Annotated in this window: 11 protein-coding genes; 8 read left to right on the top strand and 3 right to left on the bottom strand. The window is 71.6% G+C overall.

Features of this window, described 5'->3' with window-relative positions:
- Positions 1-141: 141 nt before the first annotated feature.
- Positions 142-564, bottom strand: coding sequence for a hypothetical protein (locus Q7A36_RS12960; protein WP_305104119.1), 423 nt, complete (start codon positions 562-564; stop codon positions 142-144).
- A gap of 248 nt (positions 565-812) precedes the next feature.
- Here Q7A36_RS12960 and Q7A36_RS12955 point away from each other — a divergent pair, with 248 nt between their 5' ends.
- Complete coding sequence (locus tag Q7A36_RS12955; RefSeq protein WP_305104118.1) at positions 813-2,057, top strand: acyltransferase family protein; 1,245 nt, start codon at positions 813-815, stop codon at positions 2,055-2,057.
- A 98-nt stretch (positions 2,058-2,155) separates the two neighbouring features.
- Complete coding sequence (locus Q7A36_RS12950) at positions 2,156-3,499, top strand: NtaA/DmoA family FMN-dependent monooxygenase (RefSeq protein WP_305104117.1); 1,344 nt, start codon at positions 2,156-2,158, stop codon at positions 3,497-3,499.
- Positions 3,500-3,506: 7 nt separating this feature from the next.
- On the opposite strand, the gene Q7A36_RS12945 is transcribed toward Q7A36_RS12950, so the two are convergent.
- Positions 3,507-4,595 (bottom strand): LLM class flavin-dependent oxidoreductase, encoded by a 1,089-nt coding sequence (locus Q7A36_RS12945; protein ID WP_305104116.1) that lies wholly within the window; start codon positions 4,593-4,595, stop codon positions 3,507-3,509.
- Positions 4,596-4,767: 172 nt separating this feature from the next.
- Between Q7A36_RS12945 and Q7A36_RS12940 the strand changes: the two genes are divergently transcribed.
- From Q7A36_RS12940 to cofC, 5 genes are read left to right on the top strand one after another with little or no spacing between them, the layout of a single operon-like run.
- Positions 4,768-5,628, top strand: coding sequence for a TIGR03620 family F420-dependent LLM class oxidoreductase (locus Q7A36_RS12940; RefSeq protein WP_305104115.1), 861 nt, complete (start codon positions 4,768-4,770; stop codon positions 5,626-5,628).
- A 13-nt stretch (positions 5,629-5,641) separates the two neighbouring features.
- Positions 5,642-6,646, top strand: a complete 1,005-nt coding sequence (fgd, locus tag Q7A36_RS12935; protein ID WP_305104114.1) for a glucose-6-phosphate dehydrogenase (coenzyme-F420) — start codon at positions 5,642-5,644, stop codon at positions 6,644-6,646.
- On the top strand, positions 6,643-7,383 hold the full coding sequence (gene cofE / locus Q7A36_RS12930; protein WP_305104113.1) for a coenzyme F420-0:L-glutamate ligase: 741 nt from the start codon (positions 6,643-6,645) through the stop codon (positions 7,381-7,383). Before fgd ends, cofE begins: the two co-directional genes overlap by 4 nt.
- Complete coding sequence (cofD, locus tag Q7A36_RS12925) at positions 7,380-8,300, top strand: 2-phospho-L-lactate transferase (RefSeq protein ID WP_305104112.1); 921 nt, start codon at positions 7,380-7,382, stop codon at positions 8,298-8,300. Before cofE ends, cofD begins: the two co-directional genes overlap by 4 nt.
- Positions 8,297-8,965 (top strand): 2-phospho-L-lactate guanylyltransferase, encoded by a 669-nt coding sequence (gene cofC / locus Q7A36_RS12920; RefSeq protein WP_305104111.1) that lies wholly within the window; start codon positions 8,297-8,299, stop codon positions 8,963-8,965. Before cofD ends, cofC begins: the two co-directional genes overlap by 4 nt.
- Here cofC and cofH read toward each other — a convergent pair.
- A complete protein-coding gene (cofH, locus tag Q7A36_RS12915; RefSeq protein WP_305104110.1) occupies positions 8,962-11,304 on the bottom strand; it encodes a 5-amino-6-(D-ribitylamino)uracil--L-tyrosine 4-hydroxyphenyl transferase CofH in 2,343 nt (780 codons plus the stop codon). The genes cofC and cofH overlap by 4 nt on opposite strands.
- 181 nt (positions 11,305-11,485) lie before the next feature.
- On the opposite strand from cofH, the gene Q7A36_RS12910 reads away from it, so the two are divergent.
- A complete protein-coding gene (locus Q7A36_RS12910) occupies positions 11,486-12,439 on the top strand; it encodes a TIGR03619 family F420-dependent LLM class oxidoreductase (protein ID WP_305104109.1) in 954 nt (317 codons plus the stop codon).

Genomic DNA, 12,439 nt, shown 5'->3' with positions numbered 1-12,439 from the left:
CAGACACTGTCCGCTGGATCGGCGGAACCGACGGTCCCATCCGTCGACATTGCGTTGCCCGCCGATCCGCCCCTTCGCAGGTGCGGCCCCGGCTCATCGCCGATACGTGTTCCCTGCCAGCGCCGCCCGCCATGCCCTCGGCTATCGCCGATAGGGATAGCAGAGCGCCCGGTCCAGCGTGATCCCGACATGCCGGGCGAGGGCCTGGATGGCATACCCGTACCCGGCATAGGGATCGCTGTTCGCCTGGCCGACCAGGATGGGCCGGAAGCCCGGCTCGCCCGGTCCTTCCGGCGGCAGCATGGCGGTGACGAGCGCCGCGCCGTCCTCGTCCCGCAGCGTCAGGAATATCGGCATCGACCGCCGGATATGCGCGGCACGCCCGATATCCTGCTCGATGAAGGGCCCCGGTGGCGGCCGGTAGGAGCTCGAGGCCTGCTCATAGGCGCGCCGGAAGTGCTTCTCGACCGCATGGCGCATGAGTTCCGATTCCAGGGCCGCCTCGGCCTCGGTCTCGATCCGGAACCAGGCGCGCCGTCCCGGTGCGTCGCACACGAATTGCATGGATGCCCCCGCGCGTGATGCGAGCCCACCCTAGAGCAGATGGGCGCTGGCTGGAAACGCCCGGAATGATGAATCGGCGCGGACCAGCGGGGCCGCAGCGCCCTCGCGCGGTACAAGTCTCGTGAGGTCGTCCACGCCCCAGCCTCTGACTTTGGCCCCGGACTTTTCCGACGGGACGTGCATTCACAGACAGCGACCCTCTCACATCTTTGGCTTTGTCGTATCGGTTCCGCGGCAGAGGATGCGCCATGGCGAAGAACCGGGACATTCCGCTCGAGGCGCTGCGCGGGCTCGCCGCCGCGGTCGTCGTGGCCTGGCATGCCCTGCAGGCCTTCCATCCGACATTCCCGCGCGAGGGCGCCTGGTGGTTCGGCGCGGTGCACGGCACCGCCGCGGTGATCGTCTTCTTCGTGCTCTCGGGCTATGTCCTGACGCATCGGGCGCTCGCCACCGGCGATGGCCGGCCGCTCGCGCGCGGGGCCGTCAAGCGCTGGCCGCGACTGGCCGGACCGATCCTCGCCTCGGTCCTGTTCTCCTGGCTGCTCTTCCGGCTCGACCTCTACGCCCATGTCGAGGCGGGAGCGCGCATCGGCTCCACCTTCCTCGCCAGCTTCGGCGATGCGCATCCCGACGGGCCGTTGCAGCCCGGCCTGAAGGACGCCGTGCTGCAGGGCACCGTCCTGACCCTCTTCCGCGGCTGGCCGGAGGACCATACCCTCAACACCGTCCTCTGGACGATGCGCTACGAGTTCCTCGGCAGCTTCATCGCCTTCGGCCTCGGCCTCGCGCTGCTGCAGCTCTCGAACGCGTCGCTGGCCGCACGCATGGCGTTGCTGGCGGTGACCGCGCTGCTGATCCGCTTCGCCGAGGTCTACTACGTCACCTTCGTCCTCGGCGTGGCGCTGGCGCTGTTGACCACGGCGCGGCAGGTGCGCATCCCCTGGCCGGCAGCGCTCGGCATGGTCGCTCTGGGCTGCTGGCTGCTCGGCTACCGGGAGGGCAGCCCGGACCATCGCTGGCTCGCCGCGCTCTATCCCGGCACCCTGCCCATGACCTATGCGCATGCCGGCGCGGCCGCCCTGCTGATCCTGGCCCTGACCGGGGCGGAGCCGCTGCGGCTGGCGCTGTCCGGGCCCTGGGCCGCCTGGCTCGGCCGGCTCTCCTTTCCGCTCTACCTCGTCCATGTGCCGGTGATCTGCTCGGCCGGCGCCTGGACCTGGCTGGCGCTCCAGGACACGGGTTTTGCCGCCGTTGGCGCCATCCTGGTGAGCACTTTGGCCAGCGTCGCCGTCGCCGCCCCGCTCGCGGCCTTCGACCGGCACTGGACGCGCGGCCTCGACCGGATTTCCACCTGGTTGCTGCCTCTTGGTGGCCGGCCGGTCCTCGCACCGCCGCCGCGGCCGGCATCGGGCCGCCCCGACTGGTTCCCGATCGGGGAGGGGGGCGCCGGCGCCGGCTGGATGCCGTCACTTGAGCGATCGGATCGCGTCTGAGTCGAAGCGGGGCAGGGATACCCGGCCCCTGGCACCGCTCTTCGGCCGCCTTGGCGTGGCGTTTGCACCCGGCCGCGGACGGGCGGCAGGAGGGCGGCATGGCCAGGCGCCGGATGCATCTGGGATTCGATTTCTCCTACAGCCATATGGGCGGGCGCTGGCGGATGCCGGGCGCCTGGCCGGGCCACACCTTCCCCGATGTCGGGATGCTGGAGGAGATGGCCCGCATCGCCGAGCGGGGACTGCTGGACATCGTCTTCTCCGGCGACGGCACCGGCGTGCCGGATACCTGGCGCGGCAGCCGCGACGCCGCCGTCGAATGGGGCATGAACTGGCCGCGGCAGGACCTGACGCCCTATGCCGTCGCCATGGCCCGGGTGACGCGGCATGTCGGCTTCGGCCTGACCTTCTCCTCCTCCTTCATGCATCCCTACTATACCGCGCGGCTGATGAACTCGCTGGACCACATCACCGGCGGGCGCATCGCGATGAACCTCGTCGCCTCCACCCGGCGGTCCGATTTCGCCAATTTCGGCTTCGACGGGCTGATGGACCATGGCGACCGCTATGACCGGATGGAGGAGTTCACCGATGTCTGCCGCCTGCTCTGGGACAGCGTGGCGCCGGACGCCATGCTGTGGGACCGGGAGACGGGCCGGGTCGGCGACCCGGCGAAGCTGCGCGACGTCCGGCACGAGGGGCGGTTCTTCAAGGTCTCGGGGCCGCTGAACACCCCGCCCTCGCCGCAGGGGCGGCCGGTGCTGATCCAGGCCGGCGGCTCCCCCCGCGGCATCCGCGCCTCCGCCTATGTCGCGGATGTCGTCTTCGGCGGCGACATGGCGCTGCCCCTGCAGGTGAAGCAGCGCGCCGCGCTGGACGAGGCGCTGCGGGCGCTCGGCCGCGACCCGGAGGAGGTCGGCATCCTCTGGCAGACGCCGATCGTGGTGGCGGAGACGGAGCGGGAGGCGCTGGCCCGGCGCGAGCTGCTGCTGACCAGCATCCCGCCCGAGGCGGTCGGCGCCTACCTCTCCTACAACTCGGGCTACGATTTCTCGACCCTGCCGGAGCGCTTCACCCTGCGCGAGCTGCATGCCGAGATCGTGGCCGGCCAGGCCTCCCCCATGGGCTTCCTGCATGAGCTCATGGCGACGCTCGGTCCCGGGGCGGAGCTGACGCGGGCCGAGTTCCTCGAGCATGGGCTGCGCGAGGCGACGGCCTATGACCGGACGCTGGCCGGCAGCCCCGCCCAGCTCGCCGACCGGCTGGAGGAGATGTTCGAGGCGACCGGCAGCCGCGGCGGCTTCATGCTCGGCCATACCGTCTCGATGCCGCCCGACCTCATCGGCATCGCGGACCACCTGGTACCGGAGCTGCAGCGCCGCGGCCGCTTCCGGACGGAGTACCGCTACCGCACGCTGAAGGAGAACCTGCTGGAGTCGTGAGCGGCGGTCACTCCGCCGCCACGGCCGGCGCCATGGCCCGGACGCGCGGTATCACCTCCTCGGCGAAGAGCCGGATGGTCTGGTGCCGCACCGCCCGCGGCACGCCATAGGTGCCATTGCTGACGACGAGGTAGTCGAAGCCGAGATCGAGGATCTCCCGCACCCGCTTCGCCACCGTCTCCGGCGACCCCACCAGGTTCTGCGCGAGGTAGCCGCCGAGATTGGCGGGGTCCGACAGCAGCCGCAGGTTGGCGAACATGCGGTTGAACTGCTCGTAGCCCGGGATATTGCCCCAGGGCGCGTGGTCGGACTGGTAGTGCTCCACCTGCAGGGCGAAGAATTTCGGCAGGTAGTCCAGCGCCTGGGCGCGCGCCGCCTCGTCCGTCTCCGCGACGAAGCACTTCACCGAGATCGGGAAGGTGACGTCGGTGGGGCGGCCGGCCGCCGCCGTCCGCTCCTTCCAGGTCTCCAGGATCCGCCGCAGCAGCTTGTCGGGGAAGGAGGAGAGGCAGAGCGGCGGCAGGCCGAGATCGGCCATGATCGCCGCGCTCTCCAGGCTGCCGATGGCGCCGTAGAAGCTCGGCCGCGGCCCCTCCAGTGCCGGGCGCAGGACGGTGGGCGTCCGCCAGGCCACATGGTGCCCCTCAAAGGTCACCGGGCCGCCGGCGAGCGCGGTGCGGGTGAACTCCCAGGTCTCGCGGAAGCGGTCGCGCGCCGTCTCCATGCCGATGCCGAAGGCGTCGTATTCGCTCTTCGCGGTGCCGCGGCCCATGCCGATATGCAGCGGCCCCTCCGAGAGGGTCTGCAGCATCGCCACGTCCTCGGCGAAGCGGACCGGATCGTACCAGGGCAGCACCATGACCGCGGTGCCGAGGCCGAGCCCGGGACAGGCCGCGGCGATGTGCGAGAGGAAGAGCAGCGGGTTGGGCTGCGGGTAGTAGTCGGAGAAGTGGTGCTCCACCATCCAGGCGGCGTCGTAGCCCAGCCGGTGCAGCAGTTCCGCATCGGCGATGGCTTCCCGGTAGAGCTCGCGGTCGGAGAGGCCTTCCTCCCCCACCGCGCCAATCTGGTAGGCGAAGCGTGCGGCCCGTGCCATCCATTCCCTCCCGCGGGTGTTCTTGCGGCGAGGCTAGATCGGATCGCCAGAGGCCCGGAAGTCCCGGCGGCGTGACTCCGATCGGGATGGCGCCGCCCGCCCTTCGCCGGGGGTCAACTGGCGGGCGCCGCCGGCCAGGGCCATAATGCCCGCCGAAGCGGGGGATGCCGTTATGGAATTCGGACGCCTGGGCGTATGGTGCTCGACCGACCGGCTGGACGCGGCGGGGCTGCGCGCGCTGCTGCGCAGCGTCGAGGGGAAGGGCTACGGCACCCTCTGGTACCCGGAATCGCGCGGCTACGAGAGCGTCGCGCTGGCCGGCTTCCTGCTGGCGAACAGCGAGCGCCTCGTCATCGGCAGCAGCATCGCCAACATCTATGCACGGGACGCCTTCACCGCGCGGCGGGCGCTGGCGACGCTGAGCGCTCTCCATGGCGGCCGCTTCGCGCTCGGCCTCGGCGTCTCCCACATCCCGATGGTGGAGGGGCTGCGCGGCCACCGCTACGACAAGCCGGTGCCGGCCATGCGCGCCTATCTCGACGGCATCCGCGCGGCGGGGGAGGGCGCGCCGGAAGGCCCGGTGCTGCTGGCGGCGCTCGGGCCGAAGATGCTGGCGCTGGCGGCGGCGCAGGCGGATGGCGCGGTGCCCTACAACGTGACGCCGGAGCACACGAAGCAGGCGGCCGGGATCCTCGGCCCGGGCAAGGTCCTGGCGGTCGAGCAGAAGGTCTGCATCGAGGCCGACAAGGCCCGCGCTCGCGCGCTCGGGCGCCGCGAGCTGGCGCGCTACATGACTTTGCCGAACTACGTGAACAACTGGCTGCGCCTGGGCTTCACCGAGGCCGAGCTGCAGGACGGCGGCAGCGACCGCTTCATCGACGCCATGGTCCTGTCGGGCGATCCGGAGGTGGTGAAGCAGGGGCTGCGGGCGCATTTCGCGGCCGGCGCGACGCATGTCTGCATCCAGCTCGTGACCGAGGACGGCGACACGAAGCACCGCGACGCGATGCTCGACGCCCTGGCCGATGCCTGAGAGGGGAACGCGCATGATCCGCTACGGCTACAAGGCCTCGGCCGAGCAATTCGCGCCGTCGCAACTGCTGGAATTCGGCGTGCTGGCGGAGCAGGCGGGCTTCGAATCCTGCTTCATCTCCGACCATTTCCAGCCCTGGAAGCACACCGACGGCCATGCGCCGAACTCCCTGGTCTGGCTCGGCGCGCTGGGGGCGCGGACGCAGAAGCTCGTCATGGGCACGAGCGTGCTGACCCCGACCTTCCGCTACCACCCCTCCATCGTCGCGCAGGCCTTCGGGACGCTGGGCGCGATGTTCCCGAACCGCGTCATCCTCGGCATCGGCACGGGCGAGGGGCTGAACGAGGTGCCCTCCACCGGCCAGCCCTGGCCGGAGTTCAAGGAGCGCTTCGCCCGGATGCGGGAGGCGGTGCAGTTGATGCGCAAGCTCTGGACCGAGGAACGCGTCAGCTTCGAGGGCCAGTACTACCGGACGGAGAAGGCGACGATCTACGACCGGCCGCAGGCGCCGGTGCCGGTCTATGTCGCGGCCGCCGGCGCGCTGGTGGCGAAATACGCCGGCCGCGCCGGCGACGGCTTCATCTGCACCTCGGGCAAGAAGGAGGACCTCTATACCGAGACGCTGCTGCCGAACGTCGCCGCGGGCATCGAGGCCTCGGGCGCCAGCAAACCCGGCTACGAGCGGATGATCGAGGTGAAGGTATCATTCGACACCGATCGGCAGCGCGCGCTGGAGGATACGCGGCACTGGGCGGCGCTCGCCCTCTCGCCGGAGGAGAAGATGCATGTCGAGGACCCCGCGGAGATGGAGCGCCTGGCGGATGCCCTGCCGCTCGAGCGCGCGGCGAGCCGCTGGATCGTCTCCGACGACCCCGGGGAGATGGTGGAGAGGATCGGCTACTACGTCGGCCTCGGCTTCAACCACCTGGTCTTCCACGCGCCCGGCCCCGACCAGGCGCGCTTCCTGACCCTGTTCGGGGAGCGCGTGCTGCCCCTGCTGCGCCGCCGCTTCGGGTGAGTGCCTCGCTGAGCCTGACCGCGCTGCCCGGCCTGCCGATGGTGCAGGCGGGCGACGACCTGGGCGCGCTGCTGGCCGAGGGGATGGCGCGCGCCGGCCTCTCGCCGCAGCCGGGCGACGTGCTGGCGGTGGCGCAGAAGGTGGTCAGCAAGGCGGAGGGGCGGAGCGTGCCGCTCGCTTCCGTCGCGCCCTCCGCCGCTGCGCGGGCGCTGGCGGAGAAGACGGGCAAGGACCCGCGGTTGGTCGAGCTGATCCTGTCGGAGAGCCGGCGCGTCGTCCGTGCCCGGCCCAACCTGATCATCGTCGAGCATCGGCTCGGCTTCGTCATGGCCAATGCGGGCATCGACCAGTCGAATGTGGGGCAGGAGGGGCATGCGCTGCTGCTGCCGGTCGACCCGGATGCCAGCGCCGCGCGGCTCTCGGCGCGGCTGGGCTTGGCGGTGGTGATCACCGACAGCTTCGGCCGTGCCTGGCGGCGAGGGACCGTCGGCATCGCGATCGGCGCGGCCGGCCTGCCCGCGCTGCTCGACCTGCGCGGCCAGCCGGACCTGTTCGGGCGGACGCTGCAGGTCAGCATCACCGGCTTTGCCGACGAGATCGCGGCCGCCGCCGGGCTGGTCATGGGGCAGGGGGCGGAAGGACAGCCGGCGGTGCTGCTGCGCGGCCTGGCCTGGGACGCGCCGGCCGCGCCGGCCTCGGAGCTGGTGCGGGTGGGGGCGGAGGACCTGTTCCGGTGATCGTCGCGCTGTCGGGCGGCATCGGCGGCGCGAAGCTCGCGCTCGGCCTGTCGAAAGTCCTGCCGCCTTCGGGCCTGCTGGTCGTCGCCAATACCGGCGACGACTTCGAGCATCATGGCCTGACCATCTGCCCGGACATCGACACGCTGACCTATACCCTCGCGGGCCTCGACAACCCCGTGCTGGGCTGGGGGCGGGCGGACGAGACCTGGTCCTTCATGGAGACCCTGGCGGCGCTGGGCGGCGAGGACTGGTTCCGCCTCGGCGACCGTGACCTCGCGCTGCATGTGCTGCGCACGCAGCGGCTGCGCGGCGGCGAGACGCTGTCGGCGGTCACCGACGACATCCGCCGCCGCCTCGGCATCGGCCCGCGCATCCTGCCGATGAGCGACGATCCGGTGCGGACGCGCATCCGCAGCGATGCGGGCTGGATCGACTTCCAGGACTGGTTCGTCCGGCAGCGCGCGGCGCCGGTGGTGCGCGCGCTGGACTTCGCCGGCGCCGGGCGGGCGCGGCCGCAGCCGGAGGTGCTGGCCGCCCTGCGCGCCGGCCCGCGCGCCGTAGTGATCTGCCCGAGCAACCCTTTCATCAGTATCGAGCCGATCCTGGCCGTGCCGGGCATGCGCGAGGCGATCGCCGGCTGCGGCGCACCGGTGGTCGCCGTCTCACCCATCATCGCGGGCCAGGCGGTGAAGGGGCCGACCGCCAAGATGTTTTCGGAGTTGGGCGTCACACCCTCCGCCGCCGCGGTCGCCGCGCGCTATGGCGACCTGCTGACCGGCTATGTCATGGAAGAAGGCGACGATGCATCGGGCATCGCGCCGCGCGTGTTCCGCGCCCGCACCCTGATGCAGACGCTGGACGACAAGATCGCGCTGGCGCGCGCCGTGCTGACCGCCGCGGATGCGCTGCGGTGAGCATCTGGGCCATCCTCCCGGTCAAGGAGATGCAGGGTTCCAAGCAGCGCCTCTCGCCGCTCCTCGCGCCCGAGGAGCGCGTCGCCCTGATGCGGGTGATGGCCGGCGAGGTGCTGGACGCGCTCTGCGCCGCGCGCGGCCTCGCCGGCGTCGCTGTCGTGACACTGGACGACTGGACCACCGCCGAGGTCCGCCGCCGCGGTGCGCGGGTGATCACCGAAGGCGCGCGGGACGGCCATACCGGCAGCGTCACCGCCGCCGCGCGGGTGCTGGCGACGGAGGGCGCCGCGGGCGTGCTGACCATGCCGGGCGACATCCCGGCCGTGACGCCGGCGGAGGTGGAGGCGCTGCTCGCCGCGCATGGCCCGCCGCCGGCCTTCACCATCGCGCCCGCGCATGACGAGAAGGGCTCGAACGGCGTCATCCTGAGCCCGCCCGATGCGGTGCCGCTGCGCTTCGGCGATGACAGCTACTTCCCGCACCTCGCGGCGGCGCGGGCGCAAGGGATCGCGCCGCGGATCGTGCCGCTGCCGGGCGTGGCGATGGATATCGACCATCCCGCCGATGTGGCTATGTTCGCCGGCCTGGAGGTCGCGCGCGGCACCCGCACGCTCGCCTGGCTGCAGCAGTCGGGCGTGCTGGGGCGGCTGTCGCCGGAAGGCTAGGCCACCGCCTTCCGCCGCGGCGCGGTCTGCACGACCGGCGCAAGCTCCTCCGCGCCATAGGACCGGCTCTGCTGCTCCTGCGGCGGCGGTCCGTAGAGCGTCGTCCGCTGCTGCGGCAGGCGGCCGATGCCGCGGATCAGCGCCTCCATCCGGTCCGGTGCGAATTCTTGGCCATGCTGCGTGCCGGCGGCGCGGCTGATGCTCTCGTTCATCAGCGTCCCGCCGAGGTCGTTGGCCCCGGCCTGCAGCGCCAGCGCGGCGCCCTCCGGCCCCATCTTCACCCAACTCGTCTGAATGTTGGTGATGTGCGGGTGCAGGACCAGCCGCGCGACGCTGTGCATCAGCAGCGCCTCCCGGAAGGTCGGGCCGCGGCGGGCCTGGCCGCGGAGGTACATCGGCGCTTCCATGTGCACGAAGGGCAGCGGCACGAATTCGCTGAAGCCGCCGGTCTCGGCCTGCAGGTCGCGCAGCGCCAGCAGGTGCCGCGCCCAGTTCAGCGGCCCCTCGACATGGCCGAACATGATGGTGCTGGTCGTGCGCAGGCCGAGGCCATGGGCCGTGCGCGCCACCTCCAGCCATTCCGCCGTATTGACCTTGTCCGGGCAGATGATGGCGCGGATCTCGTCGTCCAGGATCTCCGCCGCCGTGCCGGGCAGGGTGCCGAGGCCGGCCTCCTTCAGCCGTGCGAGGTAGTCCCGCAGCGAGAGGCCGAGCGTCGCCGCGCCCTGCGTGACCTCGAGCGGCGAGAAGGCATGGATGTGCATCCCCGGCACCGCGGCGCGGATCGCCTCGCAAATGCCGATATAGGTCTCGCCGGTATAGTCCGGATGGATGCCGCCCTGCAGGCAGACCTCGGTCGCGCCGCGGGCCCAGGCCTCCTCGGCGCGGCGGACGATCTCGGCATGGTCGAGGTCATAGGCCGGGCCGCGCAGCGCCTCATGCGTCTTGCCCTTGCTGAAGGCGCAGAAGCGGCAGCGGTAGCCGCAGATATTGGTGTAGTTGATGTTGCGGTTGACGACGTAGCGCACGGTCTCGCCGGAGACCGCCGCCCGCAGCGCATCCGCCGCGGCGGCCACATGCGCCTGGTCGGCGTCGCGCGCCGCAAACAGGCGCATGATGTCGGGCGCATCCAACCGCGTGCCGCCTGCGGCGCGGTCCACCACGCGCACCAGTCCGGCATCCGCTGCCGCGAGGCGCGGCGCCGGCATGCGCGGCAGCACGACCTCGCCAGGCGACCAGTCGTCGCCGCGCGCGAAGCCCTCCGCATCGCTCGCCCGCCGCACCGCCGCGGCCACGTCAGGCGCGAACCAGGTATCCGGCGACCGGACATAGTCCGGATAGGCCGGCAGTCGCTGCACCAGCACCTTGCCCGCCTCCGCCGTGCGGGCGGCCAGTTCCTCCAGATGCGGCCAGGGCGCTTCCGGGTTCACATGGTCGGGCGTGACCGGCGAGACGCCGCCCCAGTCGTTCAGTCCGGCCGCGACCAGCCGCTGGTAGACGCCGGGCGAGAGGTTCGGCGGCGCCTGGATGTTCATCGCCCCGCCCAGCACAATCCGCGCCGCGGCGATGGTCCAGAGGAGGTCATCGAGGTCGGGCTCCGGCGCCTCCGCCAGCCTGGTGCGCGGCTTGGCCCGGAAGTTCTGGATGATGACTTCCTGGACATGGCCGTAGCGCGCCTGGATCTCGCCGATCGCCCGCAGCGCCTCGATCCGCTCCGCCCGCGTCTCGCCGATGCCGATCAGGATGCCTGTCGTGAAGGGCACGCGCAGCTCGCCGGCCAGGCGCAGCACCTCCAGCCGCGCCTCCGGGTGCTTGTCCGGGCTGCCATGGTGCACGCCGCCGGGCTCGCAGAGCCGGGCACTCGCGCTCTCCAGCATGATGCCCTGGCTGGCCGAGACCTCCCGCAGCGCCGCGATCTCCGCCCGGGTCATCACGCCGGGATTGGCATGCGGCAGCAGGCCGGTCTCCTTCAGCACCAGCGCCGAGACCTCGGCGAGGTAGGAGATCGTCGTCTCGTGCCCGAGCGCCGCCAGCGCTTCCCGCGCCTGCCGCCAGCGCAGCTCCGGCTTGTCGCCGAGGGTGAACAGCGCCTCGGTGCAGCCGGCCGCGGCGCCGGCGCGGGCGATGGCCAGCACCTCCTCCCGCGACAGGTAGACGCTGCGGCCGGGCCGCGGGCTCTCGGCGAAGGTGCAGTAGTGGCAGACATCGCGGCAGAGCTTCGTCAGCGGAATGAAGACCTTCCGCGAATAGCTGATGGTGCGTCCATGCGCCGCGTCCCGCAGCGCCGCCGCCTCCGCCATCAGCGCGTCCAGAGGCATGGTCTCCAGCCGATCCTGCACCCTTGCGCTCCCCCACCGGTGGCCTCCATCGTGGGGAGAGTCCCGTCCGGATGCAATGCAGGGTCAGAGTGTGTGAAGAGATCGAACTTGCGGAAGAACGCCCGTTGAAAACATTCGCTTTTCCTGCCGGTCTCCAGGGCTGACGGGCGCTCTTCCGCAAACTCTCAGGGGAGGAAACAGGATGCAGATCGGCTTCAACCTGCCGAGCGGCGGCCCGCTGGCGATGCCCGAGCCCATGGCCCGCCTGGCGCAGGAGGGCGAGGCGCTCGGCTACGGCTACGCCACCGTCAGCGACCATGTGGTGATCCCGACCGACATCCACGCGAAATACCCCTATACCGACACCGGCGAATTCCCGGCCAGCAGCCGCGGCGAGCGGCACGAGCAGCTCACCCAGGCGATGTTCGTGGCGGCGAAGACGACGCGGCTGCGCATCGTCACCTCGGTCATGGTGGTCCCGCACCGTCCGGCCATGCTGGCGGCGAAGATGATCTCCACCATCGACGTGCTCTCGGGCGGGCGGCTGACGCTTGGCATCGGCGCGGGCTGGCTGCAGGAGGAATTCGAGGCCCTGCAGGTCCCCGACTTCGCCGCCCGTGGCCGGGTGACGGACGAATACATCCTGGCGGCGAAGGAGCTCTGGACCTCCGCCGCGCCGCGCTTCGAGGGCGAGTTCGTGCGCTTCCACGACATCGGCTTCGCACCGAAGCCCGTCCAGCCCGGCGGCCCGCCGATCTGGGTGGGCGGGGAGAGCGGCCCGGCCCTGCGGCGCACCGCGAAGCTCGGCGATGCCTGGTACCCCATCGGCACCAACCCGTCCTTCCCGCTCGACAGCCTGGCGCGCTACCGCTCCGCCATCGCCAAGCTGCACGGCCTGGTGGAGAAGGCGGGCCGCGATCCCGCCAAGGTCGGCCTCGCCTACCGCGTGCAGAAATACGGGCCGGAGGTGCCGGCCACCGCGGGCGATGGCGAGCGCCGCCTCTTCTCCGGCCAGCCCGGGCAGATCGCGGACGACCTGAAGGCGATGCGCGACCTGGGCGTGCAGGGCCTGGACCTGACCTTCCCCGGCGCGACGGTCGAGGAGGTGGTCGCCGGCATGCGGGCCTTCCGCGACGAGGTGATGGGGAGGCTCTGA

This window comes from Paracraurococcus lichenis (assembly GCF_030657435.1).
Classification (GTDB): domain Bacteria; phylum Pseudomonadota; class Alphaproteobacteria; order Acetobacterales; family Acetobacteraceae; genus Paracraurococcus; species Paracraurococcus lichenis.
The sequence above is the reverse complement of the archived record's forward strand: the minus strand, read 5'-3'. Positions and strand labels throughout refer to the sequence as shown.

Coding starts and splice junctions, on each gene's coding strand:
- Q7A36_RS12960 (WP_305104119.1), bottom strand. CDS start 564: ATGCAATTCGTGTGCGACGCACCGGGACGGCGCGCCTGGTTCCGGATC.
- Q7A36_RS12945 (WP_305104116.1), bottom strand. CDS start 4,595: ATGGCACGGGCCGCACGCTTCGCCTACCAGATTGGCGCGGTGGGGGAG.
- Q7A36_RS12955 (WP_305104118.1), top strand. CDS start 813: ATGGCGAAGAACCGGGACATTCCGCTCGAGGCGCTGCGCGGGCTCGCC.
- Q7A36_RS12940 (WP_305104115.1), top strand. CDS start 4,768: ATGGAATTCGGACGCCTGGGCGTATGGTGCTCGACCGACCGGCTGGAC.
- Q7A36_RS12950 (WP_305104117.1), top strand. CDS start 2,156: ATGGCCAGGCGCCGGATGCATCTGGGATTCGATTTCTCCTACAGCCAT.
- fgd (WP_305104114.1), top strand. CDS start 5,642: ATGATCCGCTACGGCTACAAGGCCTCGGCCGAGCAATTCGCGCCGTCG.
- Q7A36_RS12910 (WP_305104109.1), top strand. CDS start 11,486: ATGCAGATCGGCTTCAACCTGCCGAGCGGCGGCCCGCTGGCGATGCCC.